The sequence below is a fragment of the Nitratireductor mangrovi genome, assembly GCF_007922615.2.
In the GTDB taxonomy this organism is placed as follows: Bacteria; Pseudomonadota; Alphaproteobacteria; order Rhizobiales; family Rhizobiaceae; genus Mangrovimarina; species Mangrovimarina mangrovi.
Map to the genome: position 1 here is coordinate 4,520,353 of NZ_CP042301.2, position 25,991 is coordinate 4,546,343.

At 67.7% G+C, this 25,991-nt stretch carries 28 protein-coding genes; 20 read left to right on the plus strand and 8 right to left on the minus strand.

The window, feature by feature from the left end; translation table 11 throughout:
- The first annotated feature begins 130 nt into the window (after positions 1 to 130).
- From FQ775_RS22205 to FQ775_RS22255, 11 genes are all read left to right on the plus strand, one after another.
- Complete coding sequence (locus FQ775_RS22205) at positions 131 to 739, plus strand: YkoF family thiamine/hydroxymethylpyrimidine-binding protein (RefSeq protein WP_146299308.1); 609 nt, start codon at positions 131 to 133, stop codon at positions 737 to 739.
- Between the two features lie 61 nt (positions 740 to 800).
- The gene (locus tag FQ775_RS22210) at positions 801 to 1,382 is read left to right on the plus strand and encodes an ECF transporter S component (protein ID WP_146299307.1); all 582 of its coding nucleotides are present in this window, start codon (positions 801 to 803) and stop codon (positions 1,380 to 1,382) included.
- Positions 1,357 to 3,048, plus strand: coding sequence for an ABC transporter ATP-binding protein (locus tag FQ775_RS22215; RefSeq protein WP_167813106.1), 1,692 nt, complete (start codon positions 1,357 to 1,359; stop codon positions 3,046 to 3,048). Before FQ775_RS22210 ends, FQ775_RS22215 begins: the two co-directional genes overlap by 26 nt.
- A gap of 2 nt (positions 3,049 to 3,050) precedes the next feature.
- Positions 3,051 to 3,794 carry an energy-coupling factor transporter transmembrane component T family protein gene (locus FQ775_RS22220; RefSeq protein WP_246730212.1) on the plus strand — a complete coding sequence of 248 codons (744 nt, stop codon included), beginning with the start codon at positions 3,051 to 3,053 and terminating at the stop codon, positions 3,792 to 3,794.
- A gap of 117 nt (positions 3,795 to 3,911) precedes the next feature.
- Positions 3,912 to 5,276, plus strand: a complete 1,365-nt coding sequence (locus FQ775_RS22225) for a cytochrome ubiquinol oxidase subunit I (protein ID WP_146299304.1) — start codon at positions 3,912 to 3,914, stop codon at positions 5,274 to 5,276.
- Between the two features lie 232 nt (positions 5,277 to 5,508).
- Positions 5,509 to 6,513, plus strand: coding sequence for a cytochrome d ubiquinol oxidase subunit II (locus FQ775_RS22230; RefSeq protein ID WP_146299303.1), 1,005 nt, complete (start codon positions 5,509 to 5,511; stop codon positions 6,511 to 6,513).
- 148 nt (positions 6,514 to 6,661) lie between these two features.
- Positions 6,662 to 8,935, plus strand: a complete 2,274-nt coding sequence (locus FQ775_RS22235) for an efflux RND transporter permease subunit (RefSeq protein ID WP_146299302.1) — start codon at positions 6,662 to 6,664, stop codon at positions 8,933 to 8,935.
- On the plus strand, positions 8,932 to 9,447 hold the full coding sequence (locus FQ775_RS22240) for a DUF1579 family protein (protein WP_167813107.1): 516 nt from the start codon (positions 8,932 to 8,934) through the stop codon (positions 9,445 to 9,447). The genes FQ775_RS22235 and FQ775_RS22240 overlap by 4 nt, the downstream gene beginning before the upstream one ends.
- The gene (locus FQ775_RS22245) at positions 9,444 to 10,364 is read left to right on the plus strand and encodes a carotenoid biosynthesis protein (RefSeq protein WP_146300774.1); all 921 of its coding nucleotides are present in this window, start codon (positions 9,444 to 9,446) and stop codon (positions 10,362 to 10,364) included. The genes FQ775_RS22240 and FQ775_RS22245 overlap by 4 nt, the downstream gene beginning before the upstream one ends.
- A gap of 1 nt (position 10,365) precedes the next feature.
- Positions 10,366 to 11,034, plus strand: a complete 669-nt coding sequence (locus FQ775_RS22250; RefSeq protein ID WP_146300773.1) for an SRPBCC family protein — start codon at positions 10,366 to 10,368, stop codon at positions 11,032 to 11,034.
- Positions 11,031 to 11,669 (plus strand): SRPBCC family protein, encoded by a 639-nt coding sequence (locus tag FQ775_RS22255; RefSeq protein WP_146300772.1) that lies wholly within the window; start codon positions 11,031 to 11,033, stop codon positions 11,667 to 11,669. The genes FQ775_RS22250 and FQ775_RS22255 overlap by 4 nt, the downstream gene beginning before the upstream one ends.
- A gap of 19 nt (positions 11,670 to 11,688) precedes the next feature.
- Here FQ775_RS22255 and sigJ read toward each other — a convergent pair whose 3' ends face one another.
- The 5 genes from sigJ to FQ775_RS22280 form a co-directional block, all read right to left on the minus strand.
- A complete protein-coding gene (gene sigJ, locus FQ775_RS22260) occupies positions 11,689 to 12,567 on the minus strand; it encodes an RNA polymerase sigma factor SigJ (RefSeq protein WP_146300771.1) in 879 nt (292 codons plus the stop codon).
- A complete protein-coding gene (locus FQ775_RS22265; protein ID WP_146300770.1) occupies positions 12,564 to 13,124 on the minus strand; it encodes a hypothetical protein in 561 nt (186 codons plus the stop codon). Before FQ775_RS22265 ends, sigJ begins: the two co-directional genes overlap by 4 nt.
- A complete protein-coding gene (locus FQ775_RS22270; RefSeq protein WP_146300769.1) occupies positions 13,121 to 13,510 on the minus strand; it encodes a hypothetical protein in 390 nt (129 codons plus the stop codon). The genes FQ775_RS22265 and FQ775_RS22270 overlap by 4 nt, the downstream gene beginning before the upstream one ends.
- A gap of 108 nt (positions 13,511 to 13,618) precedes the next feature.
- Complete coding sequence (locus FQ775_RS22275) at positions 13,619 to 13,924, minus strand: hypothetical protein (protein WP_146300768.1); 306 nt, start codon at positions 13,922 to 13,924, stop codon at positions 13,619 to 13,621.
- Positions 13,925 to 13,993: 69 nt separating this feature from the next.
- Positions 13,994 to 15,901 carry a sensor histidine kinase gene (locus tag FQ775_RS22280; protein WP_167813108.1) on the minus strand — a complete coding sequence of 636 codons (1,908 nt, stop codon included), beginning with the start codon at positions 15,899 to 15,901 and terminating at the stop codon, positions 13,994 to 13,996.
- A gap of 135 nt (positions 15,902 to 16,036) precedes the next feature.
- Between FQ775_RS22280 and FQ775_RS22285 the strand changes: the two genes are divergently transcribed.
- The 7 genes from FQ775_RS22285 to FQ775_RS22315 all read left to right on the plus strand — a co-directional run bounded on the left by FQ775_RS22285 (position 16,037) and on the right by FQ775_RS22315 (position 19,542).
- Positions 16,037 to 16,654, plus strand: coding sequence for a LuxR C-terminal-related transcriptional regulator (locus FQ775_RS22285; RefSeq protein WP_146300766.1), 618 nt, complete (start codon positions 16,037 to 16,039; stop codon positions 16,652 to 16,654).
- 230 nt (positions 16,655 to 16,884) lie between these two features.
- Positions 16,885 to 17,295 (plus strand): hypothetical protein, encoded by a 411-nt coding sequence (locus tag FQ775_RS22290; protein WP_146300765.1) that lies wholly within the window; start codon positions 16,885 to 16,887, stop codon positions 17,293 to 17,295.
- Positions 17,296 to 17,586: 291 nt separating this feature from the next.
- On the plus strand, positions 17,587 to 17,910 hold the full coding sequence (locus tag FQ775_RS22295; protein WP_146300764.1) for an ArsR/SmtB family transcription factor: 324 nt from the start codon (positions 17,587 to 17,589) through the stop codon (positions 17,908 to 17,910).
- Positions 17,907 to 18,317, plus strand: a complete 411-nt coding sequence (locus FQ775_RS22300) for an SRPBCC family protein (RefSeq protein ID WP_146300763.1) — start codon at positions 17,907 to 17,909, stop codon at positions 18,315 to 18,317. The genes FQ775_RS22295 and FQ775_RS22300 overlap by 4 nt, the downstream gene beginning before the upstream one ends.
- 91 nt (positions 18,318 to 18,408) lie before the next feature.
- Positions 18,409 to 18,852 carry a DUF1801 domain-containing protein gene (locus FQ775_RS22305; protein WP_146300762.1) on the plus strand — a complete coding sequence of 148 codons (444 nt, stop codon included), beginning with the start codon at positions 18,409 to 18,411 and terminating at the stop codon, positions 18,850 to 18,852.
- Positions 18,849 to 19,067 carry a hypothetical protein gene (locus FQ775_RS22310; protein ID WP_146300761.1) on the plus strand — a complete coding sequence of 73 codons (219 nt, stop codon included), beginning with the start codon at positions 18,849 to 18,851 and terminating at the stop codon, positions 19,065 to 19,067. Before FQ775_RS22305 ends, FQ775_RS22310 begins: the two co-directional genes overlap by 4 nt.
- A 37-nt stretch (positions 19,068 to 19,104) precedes the next feature.
- On the plus strand, positions 19,105 to 19,542 hold the full coding sequence (locus tag FQ775_RS22315; RefSeq protein WP_146302033.1) for a DUF1801 domain-containing protein: 438 nt from the start codon (positions 19,105 to 19,107) through the stop codon (positions 19,540 to 19,542).
- Between the two features lie 18 nt (positions 19,543 to 19,560).
- Here FQ775_RS22315 and dtd read toward each other — a convergent pair whose 3' ends face one another.
- The 3 genes from dtd to FQ775_RS22330 form a co-directional block, all read right to left on the minus strand.
- Positions 19,561 to 20,004, minus strand: coding sequence for a D-aminoacyl-tRNA deacylase (gene dtd, locus FQ775_RS22320; RefSeq protein ID WP_146300760.1), 444 nt, complete (start codon positions 20,002 to 20,004; stop codon positions 19,561 to 19,563).
- 176 nt (positions 20,005 to 20,180) lie between these two features.
- Positions 20,181 to 20,438, minus strand: a complete 258-nt coding sequence (locus tag FQ775_RS22325) for a hypothetical protein (protein ID WP_167813109.1) — start codon at positions 20,436 to 20,438, stop codon at positions 20,181 to 20,183.
- Positions 20,435 to 21,208 (minus strand): DUF899 domain-containing protein, encoded by a 774-nt coding sequence (locus FQ775_RS22330; RefSeq protein WP_146300759.1) that lies wholly within the window; start codon positions 21,206 to 21,208, stop codon positions 20,435 to 20,437. Before FQ775_RS22330 ends, FQ775_RS22325 begins: the two co-directional genes overlap by 4 nt.
- 181 nt (positions 21,209 to 21,389) lie before the next feature.
- On the opposite strand from FQ775_RS22330, the gene FQ775_RS24075 reads away from it, so the two are divergent.
- Together FQ775_RS24075 and FQ775_RS22340 are read left to right on the plus strand one after the other, a co-directional pair.
- A complete protein-coding gene (locus FQ775_RS24075) occupies positions 21,390 to 25,565 on the plus strand; it encodes a PAS domain S-box protein (protein WP_146300758.1) in 4,176 nt (1,391 codons plus the stop codon).
- A 5-nt stretch (positions 25,566 to 25,570) separates the two neighbouring features.
- Positions 25,571 to 25,933: a response regulator gene (locus tag FQ775_RS22340; protein WP_167813110.1), complete on the plus strand. Its 363-nt coding sequence runs from the start codon at positions 25,571 to 25,573 to the stop codon at positions 25,931 to 25,933.
- Positions 25,934 to 25,991: the final 58 nt, after the last annotated feature.

Consider the following 25,991-nt stretch of genomic DNA (forward strand, 5'->3'; position numbering starts at 1 on the left):
CTCGTGCCTGCCCGGTGCTACCAATCCGCCATCGACAGGGGTGCTCCGTAGTGCCGGGGCTGAGATCGAGGGCGCCAAGCCTTCTGACCCTCAAAGCTGATCTGGGTAATGCCAGCGGAGCGAGAAGGCCATGTTTTCCGGCGCACAGCTGTCCATCTATCCGATGTCCGACAATTTCGTCGGCATCATCCTCGGCGCGCTTTCCACGCTCGATCCCTACCGCGACCACCTGCGCATCGAGACCGACGACATCTCGACGCTGATCGTCGGCCCGCCCGAACAACTGTTCCCGGCGATGCGCGACCTGTTCGTGGCGGCAAGCGGCGGCGGCATCCATTGCGTGCTCTCCGCTGCCGTCTCGCGCGGCTGTCCCGGCGAGCCCGACGATCCCGCCTGCACCCCGTCCGAAGGGGTCGGCAACGACCGGCCGCTCGCCGAGCGTATTGTCGGCGCGCGCGAGGCGGTCGCCAATTCCGCCATCACCGGCCGTCCCGTCGCCGCGCAGTTCTCGCTCTACCCGCTCGGCGGCGCACACCACATGGACGAGATCTACGGCTGCATCGATTTCCTCAAGGCATCCGGCGTCTTCGACCGTTCGAAGAACTTTTGCACCAAGCTGCGCGGCGACGCCGGTCCGGTCTTCGCCACCCTGGCCGAAGCTTTCCTGCGCTTCGGCGCGCCGGACGGTCACGTGGCGCTCGACGTCACGGTCTCGGCCAACAGCCCGAGCGCGGCCTGACCGCGCCTGTTCCGCGCCGCGCCGCTGCGGCGCTTGCCCTTCTCAACCAAGGACCAAGACCATGACTTCCCACAGCTGGACCCTGCGCGAAATCCTCATCCTCGCCGTCATCGGCGCCGTCTTCGCCGTGCTTTATCTCGGCTGGGTGCAGGTCTGGCTGGTTGCCCAGGCGATTTTCGGCGCCGTCACCATGGACGTCGTGATGGGCTTCTGGTTCATCGCCTCCATCATCGCCGCCGCCATCATCCGCAAGCCCGGCGCCGCCTTCCTGGCCGAGGTTCTGGCCGCCGCCATCGAGGTGCTGCTCGGCAGCCCGGCCGGCCTGCTGCTCGTCGTCTCCGGCGCCATCCAGGGCGCCGGCGCCGAGGCCGTCTTCGCCGCCACCCGCTGGCGCAACTATTCGCTGCCGGTGCTGATGTTTTCCGGCGTCGGCGCCGCGATCGCCTCCTTCATCTACACCTGGGTGCGCTTCGACTATGGTGCGCTCGAACCGGGCCTGCTGGTCGCCATGTTCGCGCTGCGCTGCCTGAGCGGCGCGCTGCTTGGCGGTCTCCTCGGCCATTATGTCGTGGAAGCGCTCTACCGTACCGGTGTGCTTGCCGGCCTGCGCATCGAGCATGACCGGCGTGCTCCGGCAGCCTGAGCCCGCGGCTCCTCCGGCCGCGCCGGCTGCGGACTGCGAGGTCGCGCGCTTCGAGGACTTCGCGGTGCGTTACCCTTATGCCGGGGCGCGTGCGGTCGGCCCGGTCGATCTCGCCCTCAGGCCGGGCGAGCATGTGCTGCTGCTCGGCGCTTCGGGTTCCGGCAAGTCGACGCTGCTGCTTGGCCTCACCGGGCTGGTGCCGGCCTCGATCCCGGCCACGGTCGAGGGCCGGGTCGAGCTTTTCGGTGTGGATGTGGCCGGCAGCCGCCCATCCGACGGGGCCGGGCGTGTCGCGCAGTTCTTCCAGGATGCCGACCAGACGCTCTGCGGCATGCGTGTCGTCGACGAGATCGCCTTTGCCGCCGAAAACCTCGCCTGGCCCGAAACGGCGATCCACGCTGCCGTCGATCGCGCCATGGCCGCGGTCGGCCTTCCCGCATCCTTTCGCAACCGCCGCTCTGCCACCCTGTCCGGCGGCGAGAAGCAACTCGTCGCACTCGCCGCCACGCTGATGCCCGACGCGCCGCTCATCGTCTGCGACGAGCCCGCCGCCAGTCTTTCGCCCGCCGCGGCGTCGCGTCTGCATGCGCTTCTCGGCCGGCGCCGGCCGGACCGCACCGTGCTCGTCGTCGACCATCGCCTCGACGGCCTTGTCGAGGCGATCGACCGCGTGATCGTCCTAGACGAGGGCCGCGTGATCGCCGAGGGCGAGCCGCGTTCGCTCTTTCGCGACCATCACGCCACGCTCGAACGGCTCGGCATCTGGTCGCCGCTCGCCTCCGGGCTCGACGCAGAACTCACCCGCCAGGGCTTGGCGCCCGAGGTCGCGCCCCTGTCGCTGGAAGAGGCGCTGACGCCGCTCGATCCCGCCCTGCTCGCCCCCGAAAAGCTTGCACGGGCCCGCGAGGCTGTCGCCGCCTTCGTCACGCGTCATCAGCCGCCAGCCGTCGGGGAAGGCGAAGGTGACATCGTCGCCGCGCTCGATGGCGCGTCCTGCGCGCCCTTCCTCGGGCCGGTCGTGCTCGAGCGTGTCGACCTGACCATCCGCGCCGGCGAGGTGGTCGGGCTGCTTGGCGCCAATGGCGCCGGCAAGTCGACGCTCGGCTTCGTGCTTGCCGGCCTGTTGCGGCCGAAGGCCGGCCGCCGGTCCGGCGCCACCGGCGTCGTTTCGTTCCAGAACCCCGAGGTCCAGTTCACCGCCGGAACGGTCGCCGAGGAGGTCGAGCGCGCCGCCGCCGGCGGAGGCGACGCCATCCCCGCCGCGATTCTCGCCGAATGGGGGCTTTCGGCGCTCGCCGCGCGCCATCCCTTCGAGCTTTCGCAGGGCGAAAAGCGCCGCCTGGCGCTTGCCATGGTCGCGGCCGACCGGCGTGCGCGCCTCGTCGTCCTCGACGAGCCGCTGGCCGGTCTCGACCGACGTGGCGCCGCCATCGTCGCCGCTGCGATCGAAGCCTTTCGCGCCGAGGGCAGGGCGGTCGTCGTCGTCACCCACGACATGGATTTCGCCTTCTCGACCTGCCGGCGCGCCGTCCTCCTCGGCGATGGCCGCATCCTGGCCGACGGGCCGGCCGCCAGCCTTCTGCGTGACGAGGGTCTTCTCGCCGCCGCCGGCCTTGCGCCGCCGCGTATCCTGCCGGCGCTCGACTGGCTCGAGCGGGCCGGCTGATCATGTCCGGCCTCCACCCGCTGCCCAAGCTCGTCGTAGCCTTGGTCTGGCTTGCCACCGCGATCCTCGTCTTCGATCTTTGGTTCCAGATCGCGCTGGCGTTCACCGCCGCGCTGGCGCTGATCCTGCTGGACCGTGTGTCGCCGCTGAAGGTGCTCTTGCTCACCATCCCCTTCATGCTGTTCGGCTTCGGCTTTCTGACCACCAGCCTTGTCTTCCGCCAGGAGGCCGATTTCGCGCTCCATGTCGCCGAGGACACGCTGGTCCGTTCGAAGGGCTTCTCCGCCGGCCTCATTTTGTTCTTCCGCGCGGTCGCCTGCGGCATGGTGTCGATGGCCTTCGCGCTGACCACCGATCCGGGCCGCCTCGTGCGTGCGCTGATGGCCGGCTGGCGCCTGCCGCCACGCGTCGGCTATGCGCTCTTTTCCGCCTTCGAACTGGTGCCCGATCTCGCCGGCGCCGCCAACGAGATGCGGCTTGCCCGCGCCATGCGCCGCGGTCGCCCGCCACGCCGCCTGCCGGGCCCTGGCGAGGCCGCCTCGCTGGTCGTGCCGCTGCTCGCCTTCGCCATCCGCCGCGCCGGCCGGGCCGCGATCGCCATGGAGGCGCGCGGGCTGGCCCCGAACCGCGCGCGCACCATCATCGACTGCCCGCGCCTCGCCGCGCGCGACGCCATCTTTGTCGCTGTTTCGCTGTCGCTGCTCGGCCTGCTCGTGGTGCTCGCCGCCCGCGGCTGGGCGATCTGAGACGCCGTCGGCGGCATCGCGCCGCACGCGACACCCTGCCCCATGCGCGAATCCGCCACTTTGACCGGGCGTGCCGCGGCTCTATCTTCCTGCTGAACGTCAGAGCCGAGGCCCGCCATGGACCCCCTGCTTCTCTCACGCATCCAGTTCGGCGCCAACATCTCCTTCCACATCCTGTTCCCGACGATCACCATCGCGCTCGGCTGGGTGCTGCTGTTCTTCAAGCTCGCCTGGAACCGCACCGGCAACGACGCCTGGATCCACGCCTATTTCACCTGGGTGAAGGTCTTCGCGCTCACCTTCGCGCTCGGCGTCGTCTCCGGCGTCACCATGAGTTTCCAGTTCGGCACCAACTGGCCGGGCTACATGGAAACGGTCGGCAACATCGCCGGGCCGCTGCTCGCCTACGAGGTGCTCACCGCCTTCTTCCTGGAAGCCGTGTTCCTCGGCATCATGCTGTTCGGCTTCCGCCGCGTCTCCAACCGCATGCATACTTTGGCGACCCTGCTCGTCGCCTTTGGCACCACCATGTCGGCTTTCTGGATTCTGGCCTTGAATTCCTGGATGCAGACACCCGCCGGCTTCGAGATGCGAGACGGCGTTGCGCACGCCACCGACTGGTGGGCGGTCGTCTTCAACCCGTCCTTCCCCTGGCGCCTCGTCCACATGCTGATCGCCTCGGGCCTCACCGTCGCCTTCCTGATCGCCGGGCTTTCCGCCCTGCGCCACCTCTGGGGTGACCGCTCGGCCTCTCTGCGCAAGGCGCTCGCCACCGGGATCGTGCTCGGCGCGGTGTTGATCCCGGTGCAGATTTTTGTCGGCGACCAGCATGGCCTCAACACGCTCGAACACCAGCCGCAGAAGGTCGCGGCCATGGAGGCCAACTGGGAAACGCGGCCCAATGTCCCGCTTGTGCTCTTCGCCATTCCCGACGAGGCGGCGCGTGAGAACCGGTTCGAGATCAGCATTCCCGACGGCGCCAGCCTGATCCTGCGCCACAGCGCCGACGGCGTTGTTCCCGGACTCAACGACTATGTCGGCGACCACCCGCCGGTCCTGCCGGTGTTTTTCGCCTTCCGCATCATGGTCGGCACCGGGCTTCTGATGCTCGCGGTCTCCTGGGCCGGTGCCTGGTATCTGTGGCGCCGGCGCGAGCTGCCGAAGCCGCTGCTCTGGCTCATGGTGCCGATGGGCCTTTCCGGCTGGGTCGCCACGCTTGCCGGCTGGTACACCACCGAGATCGGCCGCCAGCCCTGGCTGGTCACCGGCGTCCTGAGGACGGTCGACGCGGTCGGCCCGGTGCCCGGCCCGCAAGTCGCCTTCACGCTCGCCATCTATCTGGCGCTTTATGCCGTGCTGCTGGTGGTCTATCTCGGCGTGCTCGTCCACCTCGCCCGCAAGGCGGCGAAGGAGGGCGACCCCGAACCGGCGCCGGCTGCCGCCGACCGCGCCCTGTCGCAACCGGCGAGGGCGACGGAATGACTGCGATGGGTGCAAGTCCTCGCCATCCCGCGTCCGGGGAGCGTGAAGTTGGTGGCCGGCCTCCAACCCTGAATGCGGAAGGGTGCCACGTCGCTGCCGTCCGATCCTCCCCTCCGGAGCGGGGGAGGGGGGCCACGACGTGGTGGAGGGGGCGCGAACCATCTCCCGTTTCCGGAGGCGGCGCAGGGGGCGCAAGCTTCCATCCCACGCTCGAACAGGACGCTGACACGCCATGACCTATGACTGGCCGACACTGCTGCCGCTGATCTTCGCCGCGCTGATGGGCCTGTCGATCCTGATTTATGTCGTTCTCGACGGCTTCGACCTTGGCATCGGCATCCTGTTCGCGGTCGCCGGCGATCACGAGAAGGACATGATGATCAACGCCATCGGCCCGTTCTGGGACGCCAACGAGACCTGGCTGGTGCTCGCCGTCGGCCTGCTGCTCGTCGCCTTTCCGGCCGCCCACGGCATCATCCTTACCGCGCTCTACCTCCCGGTCTTTGCGCTGCTTGTCGGCCTGATCCTGCGCGGCGTCGCCTTCGACTTCCGTGCCAAGGTGCCGGTCCACCGCAAGGGCCGCTGGAACTTCCTGTTTTTTGCCGGCTCGCTGCTCGCCGCGTTGTCCCAGGGCTACATGCTTGGCGTCTATGTGCTTGGCCTGCGCGCCGGCCTCGGCGCGATCGCCTTCGGCCTCCTGGTCGCCGCCTGCCTCGCCGCCGCCTATACGGCCATGGGCGCGGCCTGGCTGATCTACAAGAGCGAGGGCGCGCTGCAGGAAAAGGCGGTCGCCTGGCTGCGCGCAGCCCTCGTTCTGACCACGCTCGGCATGGTCGCCGTCTCGCTTGCCACCCCGCTTGCCAGTCCGCGCATCTTTGACAAATGGTTCGTGCTGCCGGAGATGGCCTGGCTGGCTCCGCTGCCGATCGTCACCGGGGCGCTGTTCCTTTATCTCTGGCGGCTGAGCTTCGCCCTTCCGCGGCCCGACGACCGGCATTCCTTGCGGCCTTTCCTCGCGCTGGCGGTCATCTTCGCGCTCGGTTTCGCCGGGCTCGCCTACTCCTTCTACCCCTATGTGGTGCCCGACCGGCTGACCATCTGGCAGGCCGCCTCCGCGCCGGAAAGCCTCGCCGTCATCCTCGCCGGCACGCTGGTGGTGCTGCCGGTCATACTGTTCTACACCGCCTACGCCTACCGGGTCTTCGGCGGCAAGGCGACCGACCTCAGTTACGACTAGGGGTTCGTTTCCGGCTTTGCGCAAGGCCGTCCGCCGCTGCCTTTTTCCGCCCCTCTCCTTGATCCGGTCACATGCGGCCTCTTAAACTTCCGGTGGGCGAAGAACAGGGCCACGATTCCCGGCTAGGCCGGCTATCGTGTCGGGTTGAATGGGGAAAGGTGAAGGCAGGGCGATCGCCGGCACGCTGGCCTTTTGCTGGCTGGTCCTGCTCGCTGTCGACCTGGCCGCCGGCCTCGGCATCGCCCGGCTGCGCTTCGACGACGGCCTGCAGGATGCCTTCGTCTCCGACGACGACTGGTTCCGCGACCACCAGCGTTTCGACCGGCTCTTCACCGGCCCCGACGGCGACCTGGTCGTCCTGTTCGAGGCGCCCGATTTTGCCGCGCCGGAAGCGTTGGAGCGGATATCCGACTTCGTTCTCGAAGCGGGCTTCATCGAGGGTGTCGCCGACACCACGTCGATATTCACCCTGCGCCGGCCGCCCGGACCGGGCGGTATGGCCGATCCGATCCTGCCGGCAGTGCTGCCCGACCGCGACGGTCTCGCGACCCTCCTCGACGAGATGCGCATCACCGCACCGGCGGCGGGCGCGCTGCTGTCGCACGACCGGCGTCTCACCGCCGTCGTCGTCACGCTTGCCGATGGCGGGCGCAGCCTGAAGACGGCCCGCCCGGTCGCCGCCGCGCTGGCCGGCCTCGCCGATACGGCTCTCGCCGGCTCCGGCATCTCCTATTCGCTGACCGGGGTCGCGATGCTGCGGGCGGCCATCGTCGACGGCCTTTACCAGGACCTCGTGGTCCTCGTCATCGCCGGTGTGGCGTTTGGCTTCGTTGTCTGCACCGTCGCCATGCGCTCCCCGCTGCTGGCCCTGCTCGGCACGCTGCCGTCGGCGACGGCGCTCATTCTGGTCCTGGGCGTCTTCGGGGCTCTCGGTTTCCGCATTTCCGTGCTCACCGTGGCGCTGCCGGTGCTGATCCTGGTCATCTCCTTCGCCGACAGCGTGCACCTGACATTCGAACTGGCGCGCCAGGCGCGTGCCGGACGCGCCTCGCCACAGGCCGAGTTCGAGGCGCTGCGCCGCGTCGGGCCGGCCTGCGCGCTGGCCTCGCTCACCACCGCGATCGCCTTTGGCGGGCTGATGGTCTCCGGCTCCACCCTGATCCGCGAACTGGGCGTCGCCGGCCTGCTCGCCGGCATCGTGTCGCTGGTCGCGGTCTTGTTCGTCCATCCGCTGGTGTTTGCCACCGCGGCCCATTGGCGCGGCCTCGATCGCCTGTTCGCCGGCAAAAAGGGCATCGCGCCCGCTTTCTTCGACTGGCGCGCCCTGCCGGCGCTTGCGCTCGCCAGCCCCCTGCCGGTGGCGGCAGGCGCCGGCCTCCTGCTTGCCGCTGCGGTCGCCATCTACCCGTCCATCGAGCCGGTCCATTCGCTGCGCGAAAACATCTACGACGATCGCTCCGTCATTGTCGCGCTCGACCGCATCGACCGGGAACTCGCGCCGGTCAACGCCATCCATATCCCCGTGCGCATCGACGGCCGGCTCGATGCGGCCGCCTTCGGGCGCGCGCGGCAGGTTCACGACATTGCCCAGGCCACCGCGCCTGACGGCTCGGCGCGCTCGCTCGTCTCGCTGGCGGCAGGGCTGGCCGATGTCGGTGCCGGCGAACAGGCGGCCCGTGTCGACGCGCTTCTGGCCCGCATGCAGGCGTCGCGGCAGGGCCGGTTCGTGTCGTCCGACGGCGACTGGGCGCTGGTACGCCTTCACGTTGCCGATGAGGGCGCGCGCGCCACCCGCGATCTTGTCGGGCGCCTTGACGCCGCGCTGGCGGCAGCCGGTTTTGCCGATCGCGATGTCGTCGCGCGGCCGACCGGCTTTCTGGTGATGTCGTCCTTCGTCAGCGCCCGCATGATCACCGACCTCAACTATTGCTTCCTCATCGCCGTCGCCGCCTCGGGCCTGCTGATCCTTTTGTGGTCGCGCAATCTGCGCTACGGGCTCGTCGCGCTGATGCCCAACGTCTTGCCGATCGCGCTTGTCGGGGCCGGGCTGGCGCTTTCAGGCCGCGGTCTGCAGTTCTCCTCGGGCGTGGCGCTCACCATCGCCTTCGGGATCGCCGTCGACGATACCGTCCATGTTCTGAACCGGCTGCGGCTCAACGCGCCGCCAGGCGAACCGTTCGATCCCGCCGCGCTGCGGCGCGCCATGGCCGAGGTGACGCCGGTTCTGGTCGTCACCACGGCGGTGCTTTCGGTCGGATTGACCGCCGATTTCCTGTCCACCGTGCCCACCGCCGCCTATTTCGGCGCGCTGTCGATCCTGGTGCTCTGGCTCGCGGTCGTCGCCGATCTCCTCGTCCTGCCGGCCTGGCTGCGTCTGATGGGGCCGAGCGAACGCACCGCGCCGGGGAGGCGGTTCGCATGAACCTGGCCATCGCACTCCTCGCGCTTGCGGCCTTTGCCGCCGCGCCGGCTCAGGCCGCCTCGCTCGTCGACGGGCTCGTCGGCGAATGGCGCGGCAAGGGGCTGACCCGGGAACGCCCGGGCGCGCCGCTCGAGCGCGCCGCCTGCCGCATGACGGCGCGCGCCGCCGGTGCCGCCCGCATCGAGGTGACCGGCCGCTGCGGCACTGCCGGCGGCACCGCGCGCTTCGCCATCACGCTTGAAAAACGGTCCGGCGGTCGCGTTGACGCGCACGCCTCCTCGCCGGTCCTTCCCGGCGACGTCGCCTATTCCGGCACCGCCTCCGGCAACCGCATCGACTTCCGCGCGGTCGCGCCGCTCGAAATTGACGGCGAGGCCTGGTCTTCTCGCGTCGTCTTTGCCTTCAACGGCGCCGATGCGTTCGCCATGGTTGAAACCGCGACGCGCGCCGCCGACGGCGAACGCCAGACCTTCTTCGACATGCGATACCGGCGCGAGGCAAAGCCGCAATGATCCCGTCCCTGTCCCGTTCGACCGTCTGCATGCTGCTGGCCTTGACCGCCTGGGCCGGCAATGCCCTTTACGCCTGGGGGACGCTTGACGGGCCGCTCAAATACTGGTCGCCGGCCATCGTCGCCGGCGCCATGATCGCCTATCTCGTCATCCATGGCCGCCAGCGCTATTCGGGCGCCCAGCTGCTCGGTTTCGCCGTGATCGTCTTTCTCGTCGGCTGGTTCTTCGAGACACTGTCGGTCCTGACTGGCTTTCCGTTCGGCAACTACCACTACACCGAACTGATGGCGCCGTTCCTCGGCCATGTGCCGGTGTCGGTCATGCCGGCCTATTGCGTCATGGGTTATGCGTCATGGTCGATGGCGCGAATTCTCCTCAACCGCATGCACGGCGAGGCCGACGCGGTGCTGCGCTTCGCCGCGCCCGCCGTCGCCGCCTTGCTGATGGTGGTGTGGGACCTTTCCATGGACCCGCTGCGCGCGACCGTCGAACAGCGCTGGGTCTGGCTCGACGGCGGCCCGCATTTCGGTGTTCCGATGGAGAACTATTTCGGCTGGGCGCTGGTCACGTGGATCATGTTCCAGGCCTTTGCCCTGTTCATCGCGCCGGGCTCGCCCGCCGCCACGCGCCTTCCGGCCCGCGAGGTCCGCCGCTACTGGCTGTCCGTCCCGGTCATCTATGCCGCCTTCGCCGTCGAATATGTCCTCAATCCCCTGCTCTTCGAAGAATCCGGCCGCGTCGCAATGGTCGAAGGCATCGAATTGCCGGTCGGCGATATCTATGCCGAGGTCGCGGTTCTCGCCGCGACCTCGATGCTGCCGCTGGCGCTGCTCGGCGCCCTGTTCGTCCGCCGCGCCTTCAGCGCCGGCGAGGGCACCGGGCATGCGGCGTCGCTGCCGGTCAGGAGAGGCCGCTGACATGGCTGTTCTCGGCCGAAAAGTGCACGGGTTCCCGCCCCGGATGTTTCGCGCGCAGGAGAACGAGACCGGTCGAGCAGCCGGGCAGGCGCCCGATTTCGACCTTGGCGGCGAATGGCTGCTCGACGCGCGGCCGGAGGAACTCACCGCGATCATCCTGTCGCCGGAGACGCTCCATCGCTGGTGCGGCGCCGTCTACATGGAGAGCGAAACGCTTTCCCGCGGCAGGCCGGACGGCCTTGGCATGACCATTCGGGTCTTCGCCAAGGGGTTTTTGCCGCACTCCTTCTTTTTTATCGGCCGCATCGTAGACCTCGTCGAGCACCGCTACATGAAGATCGCTGTCGCCGGCGATTTTGAAGGTGTCAGTGAAATGTGGGCCGAGCCCGTGGACTTCGCCCGCTGCAGGGTAACCTTGCGCTGGCAGGTGGAGGTCCGCCATCCCTATGTGCGCTTTTTCGTTCGCCTGCTGCGTCCCGTCTTCGCCTGGAACCATCGCTGGTCGGTGGAGCGGGCCTGCCGCCTGCTGCAGGCCGAGGTCGACCGCCGGCGCGGCGGTGCTGTCGGCGAACCCGCCCGTCCGACTTTTCCGCACAATCTGCCGCCGGTGCGCCGCTGGCTCACCCGGCGCGCGGCGCGCAGCGGTCGCACGCGGAAGGCCGCGACATGATCGCCGGCACCACTGAAAAGCCGGATTTTGACGTCGTCACCACATGGCGCCTCGAGGCAGAGCCCGAGGAACTCACCGCAATCGTGCTCGACCCCGACCTCATCCATCTCTGGTGCCCGAGCGTGTTCCTCGATTCCGAACTGGTCGAGCGCGGCGGCGCCGACGGGCTCGGCATGACGATCAGGCTCTACACCAAGGGCTTCCTGCCGCATTCCTTCTTCTTCGTCGCGCGCATCGTCGACCTGGTGCCGCACCGGTCGATGACCATCGCCGTCGTGGGCGATTTCGAAGGCCGCGGCGAGATGTCGGTCGTGCCCGGTCCGGATGGCATCTGCGATGCGCGCCTGCGCTGGCGGGTCCGGGTCATGCACCCCTATGTCCGGCGGTTCGTGCGCCTGTTTCGCTTCGCGTTGGTCGCCAACCACAAATGGGCGGTGCGTTACGCCCGCCGCCTCATGCAGGAGGAGGTTTTCCGCCGCCGCCGACGCTCCAACGGCTTCACGCGGGCGCAGGCGACCTTCCCGCACAATCTTCCGTTCTTTCGCGCCTGGCAGCGCCGCCGCGCCGCCCGCCGCGGCTGGATCGAGCCGCCGCCGGCCGAGGCGATCGCCGAGCGATCAGCGGACGCGCGCTGACCATACTTGCCGGCGGTGCTCAGGCCTGCAACCGCGCCAGCTTGTCGGGATTGCGCACGATATAGATGGTGCGGATCCTGCGATCCGCGTCGACGTCGAAGGCCAGCGTGTGGTCGAGCGCGCCATTGATGCGGATCAGCAGCGCCGGCTGGTCGTTGATGGTTGTCGGCTCGGCGCTCGTCTCGGTCCCCGCCGGCAGCTTGCCGGCGATGCCGACCAGGAAGCGGCTGACCGCGTCGGCGCCCAGGATCGGGTTGAGCGCCGCCAGCACCTTGCCGCCGCCATCGCCGATCAGTTCGGCATCCTCCGCCAGCAGCGCCTTCAGCCGCGCCGGGTCGCCATCCTCGACCGAGGCACGGAACACCGTCACCAGCCGCTCGACCTCCTCGCGGCTCGGGCGATAGCGCTGCCGCGCCTCGCCGAGCGCGCCGCGCGCCCGCGAGACGAGCTTGCGGCAGGTCTGCGGCGAACGTGCCAGCGTCTGGGCGATCTCCTCATAGGAAAGCTCCCACAGATCGTGCAGGAAGAAGGCCGCCCGTTCGGCGGGCGACAGTCGCTCCAGCGCGCGCATCACCGCGAACGAGATGTCGAGCGCGGCGTCCTCGCTCGGCTCCTGGCCGGTGCCGGCCAGCGGCTCGGGCAACCAGGGCCCGACATAGATCTCGCGCCGCGCCGCCGCCGATTTCATGCGGTCGAGGCAGAGCCGTGTGACGATGGTCGACAACAGTCGCGGCGCGTCGCGGACCTCGCCGGCGCCCTCGAAGCGCAGCCACGCTTCCTGCACCACGTCCTCGGCATCGGCGACCGAGCCGAGATGCCGGTAGGCGAGCCGCAACAGCCGCGTCTTGGCGGCCATGAAGGCGACAAGCCGCTCCGTGCCCGCTTCGGCGTCGCTCATCCCGCCTCCATCTCCTCTTTTCGGCGTTCTTCCGCCGCCGCGGCCGCAACCAGCGCCTGCACCACCGGTTCGCAGGTCGCCGCATGCCCCATGCCGCGCTTCAGGAGCGGGTAGAATTGGCCGGCGAGCGTGGCCGCCGCAAGACCCGCCGCCGCGCGCGCGCCGAAGCGCGCCTTCGCCTCGGCGCTGATCTCGGTCAGTTCCGGTGCGTTTTCGGCGACCGCGTCGGCAAGCTTTATCGCCAGCGCCATGTCCGGGTCCGGCCGGCCGTAGCCGACCACCGGCAACAGCCGCTCGCGCGATATGCCGGCTTCCTCGGCCATGGCGATCGCCAGCCGCAGGCACGGGCCGCAATCGGCCCGCATCGTGCTCCTGACCTTGGCCGCGTAGTAGAGCGCCTTCGGCGCGCCGAAATCGTGGCTCAGGAACAGCGTTGCCAGCATCAGCTTGAAGCCGCCGGCGGTGTCCTCGTCGACTAGCTCGCGCATATAGGTTGCGTCGTAGCCGTATTGCCGTTCGAACCTCGCGATCATTCGCTTGAGAAGCGCCTTCATCATGTCCGCGCCTCCTTCGTCACATTGCGCGGTGCCAGCGCGATCGCCAGCGGCGCCAGCCCCGGCACGACGATGATCAGGAAGTCGCGGACCGCCGCCAGCGGCGCGATGCCGTGCAGCGCCATCTCGGCCAGGTGCAGCCCGGCATGGCCGCCGAGAAAGGCGGCCGCCGGCCAGATGACGGCGTCGCCCGCCTCGCGCCGCGCCGCCAGGAACAGCGCCAGCGCCGCGGCGATGAAGCCGAAACCGATATCGCGCACGAAATGAACGTTGAGCGGGCCGGTATGCTCGACGTCGGGCACGTTGGCATACCAGAGGCCGGGATCGGCGAGCATGATGAGGCCGTTGGCCCCGTGATAGACGAAAAGTACGTAAAGCAGGACACGCATGGCAGGTACCTCCTGCGTGTCATGACGAGGCAGCTCCGGTTTCTGTGACGCCGCCGGGGCTCTTTTTTTGCCCGACGATTGGTCGCGAGGTGACGGGGCGGGCTGCGGTCAGTTGGCCTTGAAGATCGGCACCTCCAGCCGTGGCGGTGGCGTCAGCGCCCGGCGGCGCTGCTCGGCGTTGAACTGCCGCCGCTCGGCGTCGTGGATGCGGCGTTTCTGCTCGGCCTCCAGGATTTTCAGCTCGACCTGGTTCTGGATCTGCCGCGCCCGCAGCCGCTCGATATCGGCCTTGGCGTCATCAAGCGCCGCCGCCGGCCCGCTCGCAATCGCCGCCGCCGCGGCAAGCGCGAACGCCGCCATCGTCTTGACGCCGGCGGTTCGCGCGGAGTTCGACTTCGGGGTGTTGCTGATCATGCCCCATCATATAGGCGGTCAGGCCTTTGCCGCCACCGGCGCTGCGCGCTTCGTCCGCGCTTCGTGATGTCAGGCCGCCGCGCTCGCCCTGCGCGAAAGCGGGATCTCGATGGTGACGCCGCTGCCGTGGCGGCGACCGCGCGCCAGCTTCAGTCGCATGCCGTGCTTGGCGGCAAGCTCGCTGGCGATCGCCAGCCCGTAGCCATGGCCGTCGGCGGTGTCGCGGTTGTGTTCCAGCCGCGCGTGTCGTTTGCGGGCCTGCTCGAACTCCGCCGCGCTCATGCCGGTACCGGTATCGTGAACTTCGATACGCACCGTGTCGCCGGCGCGCCGCGTCCCCATCAGGATGCGCCCGTTTGTCGTATATTTGATCGCGTTGGAGACGATGTTCGACACGCAGCGCATCAGAACCAGCGGCTCGATCTCGACCTCGCCCGAACCGGGCACGAAAACGAAGTCGAGACCCTTTTCGCGCGCGTCGGGCAGAAACATCTCGTGGATGCTGGCCAGCACTGCCTGCAGCCCCAGCCCGGCATCCTCGCCGCCGTCACGCCCATGCGAGGCGATCTCGTCGTGTGCATGCGCTTCCTGCGAGCGCTCCAGCTGCTGCGCCACCAGCCCTTCCAGATAGGCGAAGCTGGCCTTGATGGTCTCCTCGCTGTCGCTGGCATCTCCCTTGCCGGCGATCAGCTTGCGTACATTGAGGCGAAGCGCATGCAGCGGCTGGCGCAGGTCGTGCACGGTGTTGTAAAGCTGCTCGTCGCGGCTTTTCGCCATCGATTCGGCGAGCGCATATTGCTCTTCCAGTTCGCGCATGCGCTCGTTCAGCACCAGGTTGCGCTGGGCTTCGACGAGGCTCGCCTTGAGCGCCCGCTGCCGCGACTGGCGCAGCTGGTTGTAGCGGTCGGCAATCGCGAGCCCCATCATGGTGGCGTCGAACACCATCACAACGCGCATGGAATCATACTCGAACTGCTGCGGAATCTCGATGCCGAGCCAGTGGCGCAGCGTCATGATGACGACCGAGATGGCCGCGCCGGTCCAGGCAACGACGAAGAACCGCACTTCCTTGAACCGCGTCCGGGCCGCGACAAGACCGGCCGCCGTGTTGAGCGCGATTGCGGCCAGCGCCATCAGGATCAGCACCTTCTTGATCATCTGGTGGTCGAGGAAGAAGGCCGACAGGTCCATGGCGACCGTCGCCAGGATCATCGCCAGCAGCAGCTTGTCGACCCGCGGATGGTAGCGCCGCGTCTGCAGGAAGATGCGCGCGAAAATGCCGCCGAAGATGATGAAGCCCGATCCGGTGGCGATCGAGGCGAAGGCGTTGAAGGTCGGCAGCCCCGGCCAGATGTACTGGAACGCTACGCCGTCGGCGTGCATCAGGAACAAAAGCGTGCAGCCGGCTTGCGCCACATAGGCGAGGAACACCACGTGGCGGAAGATCAGCATCGCGATCAGGGCGATGATGACCAGCAGCATGGTCATGCCGTAGAAGACGAAGTTTCTGGCGGTGCGATTGGTTGAGATCGCGGCGAAGCTGTCGGCGGTCTCGAAGCTGAACGACAATTCCGATGAGCCGCCCGACCAGTAGCGCACCAGGATCGTGGCCGTTTCGTCCGGACCGATTTCGAACGGCGCCACCAGTTCCGGATAGGGAATCGGCCGTGTGGCAAAACCGCTTGTCGGGTCTTGGCTCAGCACGTTCTCGATCGTGCCGTCGTCGCGCGCCACGAACACGTCGATCATCTGCATGAAATTCTCGGCGAAATAGATGCGCCAGCGGTTCTCCTCGGCCAGTTCGTTGCGGATCGCCACCCGCAGCCAGACGCGCGACTTGGTGTAGCCGAAATCCGGTGTCTTCGTCGTCACCGGCCGGAACAGCCCGGCATCGGCGGCCAGCATTCCCTCCACGCTGCGGTCCCAGTCGGCGTCGAGGTAATAGTCGATGCGGCCTTCGAGCTGCTGTTGGGTCACGCGCCCGTCCAGCTCCACCGGCCCAGATTGCGCGGCGGCGCCTTGCACCGCGGCAGCGAGCACCAACAGCATTGTCGCAAGCATTGGCAAAGCTTTCAGAACCCGGTCAAATAGGCGGCCGAATGGGGGAAAGACATGCCGAAGACCGTCGTCATCGCCGACGATCACGCCGTCACCGTCGACGGCATGCGCGCTGCGATCGAGGCCATGGCCGAGATAGACGTGGTCGGCACCGCCGCCAACGGCATCGAGGCGATCGCGCTGGTCAAGAAGTTCCGGCCCGACGCCGCTTTGCTCGACTTTTCCATGCCCGGCGCCAACGGCCACGAGGTCTTCGTCGAGGCGCGGCGCTGGTCGCCGCAGACCCGCTTTGCCGTCATCACCGGCCTCTCGGTGCCGGCGCGCTTTCGCGAACTGGTCGATGCAGGCATCGCCGGCATCTTCCTCAAGAACATGGAGCCCGACGAGATTTGCGCCGGGTTGCGCCGCATCCTGGCCGGCGAGACGGTCTATTCCGACGACGCCCGCGCCGCGCTCGACGGCATGTCGCGCGCCGAAAGCCTCACCGCGCGCGAGTTCGAGGTGTTGCAGGGCATTGCCCGCGGGCATTCCAACGGCCAGATCGCCGACGGCCTCAGCGTCAGCCCCAAGACCGTGGACAGCCACCGCACCAGCCTGATGCGCAAGATGGGCGTTCACAGCACCGCGACCCTCCTTGTCATGGCGATGCGCAACGGCCTGATCGACGTCTGATCCCCGCCGCGCACGGCGTTTCGCGCCATGCGTTCATTCTTGCCGCGAAACGGCACCGAGGCAAATTGGGGTGATCACCTGATATTGCCCGCCCGCTTCTCCGACTAGCTTCCCCCACGTCAGCAACGGCCTGCGGGCCGCACGAATTTCCGGCGCCGCGCCAGTGTGCGCAGCCGCGCCGCACCGAGGTTGGGACGAAGACTGCGAACTGCAATCGAAGGAGAAACACCATGTCGACCATCAGCACCAAACTCGCCGGAACCGCCATCGCCCTCGCCGCCGCGCTTGCCGGCACCGCGCTTCCGGCCGCGCCGGCTTTCGCCTCGGAGCACTGCAAGAAGGTCTACCTCAAGGTGGTCAACCGCACCGGCTCCGAGATCAAGGTCATCGACCTCGACTACTGGGATCCGAGCTCCAACAAATGGCGCTCCGAGCCGACCAAGAACGAGGTCATCCCCAACGGCCAGGTCTGGCAGGAGACGCGCCGCCTCGAGCGGGTCAATGCGGAGCGCACCCGGCTGCGCGTCGAATACCGCCTGCCCAAGTCGAAGGGCTTCGGCAATTGGGGCAAGAAGCAGCGGGGCTATTCGGGCTACGCCACCTGCAGCCGCGGCAAGGTCTATCAGGTCGTGCTCAACTAGCCGCCGCCAGCACCTTCGCCCGGACCGGCCGCGCCGCCGGTCCGGCCCCTATCCGAGACCCGCCATCGCGTGATGGTGGGTCTTTTCGCCTGCTGCCAATCGCGACGGAAGTGACGGCCTCCTCTCCCCTCGGGGAGAGGGTGGCCGCGGAGCGGCCGGGTGAGGGGGCTTCTACGCATGTCAGGAGACTTTTCCAGCCAGGCCTCCATCGATCCCTCACATCCCGCTTGACTCACGCATATCCCACCGGTTATGGGTCAAATCCATAGCCACGGGGTTATTGATTGCGAAATGCCCAGCACCCAGGACCGGCTTTTTGCCACGCTCGCCGACCCGACCCGGCGCGCCATCTTCGAGCGCCTGTGCCGCCACGGCGAGCAGACGGTGGCGGTGCTGACGGCCGCGGCCGGGGTTTCGCAGCCGGCGGTTTCCAAGCATCTTGGCGTGCTCAAACGGGCCGGGCTGGTGCGCCACCGCGCCGCCGGCCGCAACGCCCACTACAGCGCCGACCCGCGCGGCCTGGCGCCGCTGGTCGACTGGATCGGCAGCTACGGCGCGTTCTGGAACGACCGCTTCGACGACCTCGAGGACCTGCTCAAGAGGATGGACAATTGACCGAAGCCGAGACCGAAACGCGCTCCATCGTCGTCGAGCGCGAGATTCCCCATTCGCCCGAGAAGATCTGGCGCGCGCTCACCCAGCCCCATCTGATCGAGGAATGGCTGATGAAGAACGATTTCAAACCCGAGCGGGGCCACCGCTTCAGCCTCACCGCCGACTGGGGCGGCGTCGAGGCCGAGGTGCGCACCATCGAGCCGCCCGCGAAGCTGTCCTACTCATGGAACACCAAGGATTTGCGCAGCGTTGTCACCTGGACCCTGACGCCGACGGCCCAAGGCACGCGCCTGCGCATGGAGCAGACCGGCTTCCGCCATGACCAGGAGCCCTATTTCCGCGGCGCGACGGCGGGCTGGCAACGCTTCCTCGCCGCGCTCGAAAACGTTCTGGCGCGTATGGACTGACGTCCCGGCAGGGCAATGGATCAACCGGCGCGCCGAGCGGTGCCCGCGACGATCGGCGTCGCCCGCGACACCAATTCAATAAGGCAAGGACATGACTGCAGACGACGCACAGGACCATCCCTCCCGGCTGATCGACGCCCGCATCGAACAGCTCTCCGACTGGCGCGGCGCCATGCTCGCCCGCCTGCGCGCCCTGATCCACAAAGCCGATCCCGAAATGGTCGAGGAAGTGAAGTGGAAGAAGCCCTCCAACGGCATGCTTGGCGTGCCGGTCTGGGAGCATGACGGCATCATCTGCACCGGCGAGACCTACAAGGACAAGGTCAAGCTGACCTTCGCCAACGGCGCCGCGCTCGCCGATCCGCAAGGCTTGTTCAACTCAAGCCTCGACGGCAACGTCCGCCGCGCCATCGATTTCTCCGAGGGTGACACCGTCGACGAGGACGCCTTTACCGCCCTCATCCGCGCCGCCGCCGCACTGAACGCCGCCAAGGCCGCCGCCCGCCACCCTTCGCGCAAGGGGAGGCCGAAATGAGCTGGAGCAGCGCCATCCGCCAGGTCCACCGCTGGACCTCGATCCTATTCACCCTGATCGTCGCCGGCATCTTCGCCACGCTCGGGCTGGGCCGCGAGCCGGTCGAGTGGGTCTATTACCTGCCTCTCTTCCCGCTTTTCGTGCTCCTGCCGACCGGGCTCTATATGTTCGCGCGGCCTTACATTGGGCGGCGACGCCCGCTCGAACAGGAGTAGCGCCGTGGCCACCCGCGCCCCCGACGGCAGCAAGGCTATGAAGCCGGGCAAGTCCGGCGCGCGGTCGTCGGGTGAGGTGGTGCTGCTTTCCGGCGGCAACCCGCAGATCGCCAAGGGTTATGGCGACGCCCCGGTCCAGGCCTATATCGCCGCCATGCCGGGCTGGAAAAGCGCCGTCGGCGCCCGTCTCGACACGATCATCGAACGCACCGTGCCCGGCGTCGAAAAGGCGGTGAAATGGAACTCGCCCATGTATGGGATGAAGGGCGAGGGCTGGTTCCTCGGCCTCCATTGTTTCACCCGTTACGTCAAGGTCGCCTTCTTCCGCGGCGCCCGGCTCGATCCCGTGCCGCCGGTCGGCTCGAAGCACAAGGAGGTGCGTTATCTCCATATCCACGAGGACGACGAATTCGACGAAACGCTTTTCGCCGACTGGGTCCTGCAGGCCAGCCGCCTGCCCGGCGAGAACATGTGAAACCGGCGTAAGAAAAGGCTACCGTGCCTCGCTGTCGAGCCAGATCGTCACCGGGCCGTCATTGACGAGCGCCACCTGCATTTCGGCGCCGAACACCCCGTTCTCTACCGAGATCCCGAGCCCGCGCAATTGAGCGGAAAAATGCTCGTAGAGCCGTTTGCCGTCCTCGGGCGCGGCGGCGGTCGAAAAGCCCGGCCGGTTGCCCTTGGTCTCGGCTGCAAGCGTGAACTGGCTGACCACCAGCGCCGCCCCTCCGGTGTCGAGGACCGAGCGGTTCATGCGGCCGTCCTTGTCGCGGAAGATGCGTAGTCTGGCGATCTTGCCTGCCAGCCATTCCGACTGCGCCTCGCCGTCGCCGCGCATGGCACAGACCAGCACCAGCAACCCGGGGCCGATCTCGCCGACGGTCCCGCCGTCGACCATCACCGAGGCGGAGGCAACACGTTGGATCAGCGCACGCATGGTCTTCCTCCGGCTCGCCACGTCGCGGCCAAGCACGGCCGCATTGTCACGGCAAGGCGTAGAAAAAGCGCCCCGACGGCGCAAGCGGAATAGTGGGTCGATCCACGCGGACACGAGGCCCTGCGGTGCGGGATCGGACCGCCCCGCGCGTTTGCGCGCATCGACGCGCCGCCGGCTCACGCTTTCCGCATCCGCCTCAGCCATGGGCCGAGGTGGAAGGCGCTCATCAGGAGATACATCGCCGCCATGCCGGTGAGCGGCGAGCCGCCGCACATCACCATGGCCGGATCGCTCTCGGCGACGGCGCTGGCTGCCGCCATCGCTGCGAAGGTCGGCGCCGCCGCCAGGCCCAGCCAGTCGGCGGCCCGGGCCAGGGCGGGCTGACGGGGAACCGTGCCGTCCCCCGCCCGCCGTAAACGCACCGCGCCGGTCATCCGGCGCTCTTTTCGCGCATGGCCGCCTCGCCGGCATCCGACACCGCGACCCACTTCTCGTCGGGCGCGGCGTCCGGCTCGTAGCTGTCGTGCCAGTTCCACCATTTGTAGGGCGGCGTCTGCGGGTATCCGGGAGGCGAATCCTCCCACGCCTCCTGGCGCCCGAGCGGCGTGATGTCGAGGTAGTTCCAGGTGTTGCCCATCTGCTCGTCGCCGCGATTGTCGACGAAATAGGTGCGGAACACCTTGTCGCCGTCGCGGATGAACACGTTGGTGCCGTGCCATTCGCCGACGCCGAAATCGGCATCGAAATCGTCGGTGATGGTCACCCACGGCATGCGCCAGCCCATGCGCTGCTTCAGCCGGGCGATGTCGGCCTGCGGCGCGCGCGAGGCAAACACCAGCGTCGTGTCGCGGGCGTTGAGATGCGCCACATGGGCAACCTGGTCGGCCACCATCGAGCAGCCGCGGCAGGCATGGTCGGGCCAGCCGAACACGCCGGGCTCGAAGAAGGCGCGGTAGACGATCAGCTGGCGCCGGCCTTCGAACAGGTCGACAAGGCTTGCCCGTCCCTGCGGCCCCTCGAACATGTAGCTCTTTTCGACCGCCAGCCACGGCATGCGCCGGCGCTCCGCCGCCAGCTTGTCGCTGGCCCGCATATGGGCCTTTTCCTTGACCAGCATCTCCTGCCGCGCCGCTTCCCATTGCTCTTTCGACACCACCGGCGGCGTCTGCATGCCGGCGGTCCCGTTTCCGGTTGATGCGTTCATCGTGAAAACCTCCTGATTGGGGCGGAGGGCCATGCCTCCGCCGCTCGCTGCTGGGTTCGCGGGAAGCGTTGTGCCATCGCCCTTCAGCCGGACGTGAGTAACAAAAGTGTCGAGATTTTTCGGCGGAACCTTTTCGCCCCTTCTGCGTTGCCTGTTGTTGGCGTCAGAAGGGGGAACGTCCATGAGAGCGGAGCCGACGGCATCGCCGGTCTTTGCGGGCAAGGGTTATGAGGCGCTGTGCGCGCTCGACCAGGAGGTGCTCGATGCGCTGCCGGTAGCTCTCTACCTGTGCTCTGCCGACGGCATCATCCAGCGTTTCAACCGGCAGGCCACGCAGCTCTGGATGCGCACGCCCGAAGCCGGCGGTCTCGACGAGCGCTTTTGCGGCTCGTTCCGGCTCTACGATCTTGCCGGCCGGCTCCTTCCCCATGACCGCACGCCGATGGAAACCGCGCTCAGAACAGGCGAGCCGCAGCAGGATCGCGAGCTCGTCATCGAGCGCCCGGATGGTTCGCGCATTACGGTACTTGTCGACATTCGCCCGCTGCGGGATGAGCGGGGTCGCATTCTCGGGGCGGTCAACTGTTTTCGGGATGTCACCATGGCGAGGCAGGCCGGAGATTTGCTGCAACGGCTGGAGCAGCGTCAGCAGGCAGTCCTCGATAGCATCCCGGCCGCGATCTACACCACCGACGCCGACGGGTATGTGACCTACTTCAACCGTGCTGCTGCTGATGTCGCGGGTCGCGAGCCGGAGCTCGGGAAGGACAGATGGTGCGTCAGCTGGCGCCTGCGCGACAAGGACGGTTCCGAAATTCCGCACGACGAATGCCCGATGGCGGTTGCGCTCAGGGAGCGCAAGCCGGTGCGCGGAGGCGAGTTGATGGCCGAGCGCCCGGACGGCACGCTTGTCCCGTTCCAGCCCTATCCCACCCCGCTTTTCGACGCCGCTGGCAGGTTGACCGGCGGCATCAACATGCTCGTCGACATGTCCGACCAGCAGGAAGCACGCAGGAAGCTCGACGAAACCGAGGCGCGCTACCAGCGGATTTTCAACGGCGCCCACGTCTCCATATGGGATCAGGATTTCTCGAGGCTTGTCGCCCGGCTGCAGGAGTTGCGGGCGGAAGGGGTCGACGACATTCGCGGCTATTTCAAATCCAATCCAGAAGCGCTCGCCGCGGCGATCCGGCTGATCCGCGTGCGCGACGTCAACGACTACACGCTGGAAATGTTCGAGATCGCCGAAAAGGCCGACCTGCTCGCTGGTGATTTTGGCGGCATCATCCTGCCCGAGACGGACGACGTGTTCATCGAAGAGATCGTCGCGCTGTGGGAAGGGCGCCGGCGGTTCGAAGGCGAGGCGCCCTTGCGAACCCGCGGCGGCCGTCGCATGGACGTGCAACTGACCATCGCCTGGGAAGGCGAGAACTATGAACACGCGCTGGTCAGCATCCTCGACATTTCCCGGCAGAAAGCGGCCCAGCGCCGGTTCGAGGTCCTCAACAGCGTCGCCCACACCGTGTCGAGCAACCTCGATCTGGAGCACGTGGTCCAGGCCGTCACCGACAGCGCCACCAAGCTGTCGGGCGCCCAGTTCGGCGCGTTTTTCTACAACGTGACCGACAGCAGCGGCGAAAAGTTCATGCTGTACGCGCTGTCGGGCGCCCAGCGCGAGGCCTTCGACCGCTTTGGAATGCCAAGGAACACCGCCATTTTCGAACCGACCTTTCACGGCACCGGGATCGTGCGTTCCGACGACATCCGCCAGGACCCGCGCTACGGCCGCAACGCTCCGCATCGCGGCATGCCGGAAGGGCACCTGCCGGTCGTCAGCTATATGGCGGTGCCAGTGGTCTCGCGTAGTGGCGAAGTCCATGGCGGCCTGTTTTTCGGTCACCAGGAAGCAGGCGTCTTTTCCGCCGAAACGGAGGCAACAATCGCCGGTATCGCCGCCCACGCCGCGATGGCGATCGACAATGCCCGCCTGCTGCGCACGGCCCAGGATCAGCTGGAACAGCGCCAGCGCGCCGAGCTTTCCGCGCAGCAGCTCGCGTCGATCGTCGAATCGTCGCAGGACGCGATCGTCAGCAAGAACCTTCAGGGTATCGTCACCAGCTGGAACCAGGGTGCGGAACGCCTGTTCGGCTACACGGCCGACGAGATCATCGGCAAGCCGGTGACGACGCTGTTCCCGGAGGAACTGCTCGACGAGGAGACCGGCATTCTCGACCGCATCCGCCGCGGCGAGCGGATCGAGCATTACGAGACGGTACGGCAGGCAAAGGACGGCCGGCGGATCGACATCTCTTTGACCATCTCGCCGGTCAAGGACGCCGAAGGCCGCATCGTCGGGGCGTCCAAGATCGCCCGCGACGTTTCCGAACGCAAGCGCGCCGAGCAGGCGCTGGCGCGGCGCATGGCGGAGCAGGCGGCGCTCTACTGCCTCACCGACCGTCTCTATCACCGCGCCAGCCTGGAAGACGCGTTCGATGCCGGACTTGATGCGATCACTGGCGCGCTTGGATGTTCGCGGGCGGCCATCCTGCTGTTCGACAAGGCCGACGTCATGCGTTTCGTGGCCTGGCGTGGCCTGTCCGAAGAGTATCGGCACGCCGTCGACGGCCACTCTCCGTGGACTGCCGAAGCCAGCGACGCAGAGCCGATCTACCTTTCGAGCCTTGATGAGGGTGACCTCGATGCCGGCCTGCGGGCGGTGATCGAAGCCGAGAACATCCATGCGCTGGCCTTCATTCCGCTTTTCAGCGGCGGCCGTGTCGTCGGCAAGTTCATGGCCTACTACGACGAGCCGCATCTCTTCAGTGAGGAAGAGGACGCCGTCGCCGTCACCATCGCGCGCCAGCTCGGCTTCACCGTGCAGCGCGTCCGCGCCGATGAGGCCCGACGCCGGGCCGAGGCCGAACTCCGGGACAATCAGGAACGCGAACGCAAACGCGCGGCGGAATTGCAGGCAATCATGGAGTCGGTTCCCGCGGCGATCTGGATCGCCCGCGATCCGGATGGCCGCATGATCGACGGCAATCGCACCTCCTACGAACTGCTCGGTCTGCCTCCCTCGGTCAATTCCTCGCTCTCCGCGCCGGAGGGCGAGCGGCCGGATCACTTCGAGGTCAGGGTCAATGGCCGCACGCTCACGGTCGACGAACTGCCGGTCCAGCGCGCTGCGCGCGGCGAGGAAATACGGGGCTTCGAGGAGGAAATCAGATATGCCGACGGCCGTTCGCGTTTCCTGATCGGCAATGCGACACCGCTCACCGACGACGACGGCACGCCGACCGGGGCGGTCGCGGCTTTCGTCGACATCACCGAGCGGCGGGAGGCCGAGATCGGTCTGCGCGACAGCGAGCAGCGTCTGCAGATGGCGCTCGAGGCGGGCGGCATGGGCGCCTGGGAATGGGACCTGGTCTCGGGCAGCGTGATCTGGTCGCCCTCGCTGGAGGTCATTCACGGGCTTGAGCCGGGCTCGTTCGGCGGCACGCTCGACGATGTGAAGCGGGAGATACACCCTGACGATGCCGCACAGGTTGCGGCCGCCATCGAGGCCACCCTGCGCGACAGGACGCCCTACCACGTGGTCTACCGGGCCGTGCTTCCGGACGGTTCCATGCGCTGGCTCGAAGCCTTCGGCCAGTGCGTCGAAGACGCGGATGGCTCGCTGAAGAAGCTGATCGGCATCTGCATGGACATCACCCGGCGCAAGGAGGAAGAGAGCCAGCGCGAGACCCTGATTGCCGAACTCAGCCATCGGGTGAAGAACACGCTCGCCACCGTTCTCTCCATCGCCCGGCAGTCGATCGTCCGGGAAGACGATCCGCGCCGCGCCTACCATTCCTTCGAGGCGAGGATACGGGCACTGGCGCAGACCCATGGCCGGCTGGCGGAGGCGCAATGGTCCGGCGTCTCGCTGCGCACCATGCTGGAAGACGAACTCGCGCCCTACCGCAACGACGAGGTCGGCAATGTCCGCCTTGACGGGCCAAGCGTCTCCCTGCCGCCCAAGCAGGCGCTTGCCCTCGGGCTGGCGATTCACGAACTGGCGACCAACGCCGCGAAGTACGGCCCCTTCAGCAGTGACACCGGGCGCGTCGAGGCCGAATGGGAACTCAGGGGCGATCGTCTGCATTTCGAATGGGCCGAGCGCGGCGGGCCCCGGGTCGCACCGCCTGCGAGGGTCGGCTTCGGTCGCACGCTGCTGGAAAAGGTGCTTGCACATGATCTCAGCGGAAACGTAGAGATAAGCTATGCTCCCGAAGGCGTCAGATGTTCGATCACGGTGCCGGGCGTGAGCGCGGGCGGCCCGAATGAGGGCGTTCAGGACGGGGCACGGGCCGGATGAAGTGCGTGGAAAAGGGCGTTCTCGCGGGCAAGAGCATTCTCATCGTCGAGGACGAGGCGCTGCTGGCCCTGGGCCTTGAGCAGGATCTGCAGGACGCCGGCTATCAGACCGTCGGCCCCTACCGCACCCTCGCCGATGCGCGCCGCGCCGCGTCGGAGGAGACGATCGACGCTGGCATCCTCGACATCAACCTCAACGGCGAGCTGTCTTATCCGGTCGCCGAGCAGCTGCTGCGGCGCGGCATCCCGTTCCTGTTCGTCAGCGGCTACGGCGGCGAAAGCATTCCCGAGGACTTTCGCCATTTCCCCCGCCTGGCCAAGCCGTATGACCCGGCCGACCTGATGCGCCGGCTCAAGGAACTCGCCTGAGGCGGTGCCCGGGAGTGGAAACCGGTTGCCGTACGGTATTGCGTAAGGGCAAGACGTT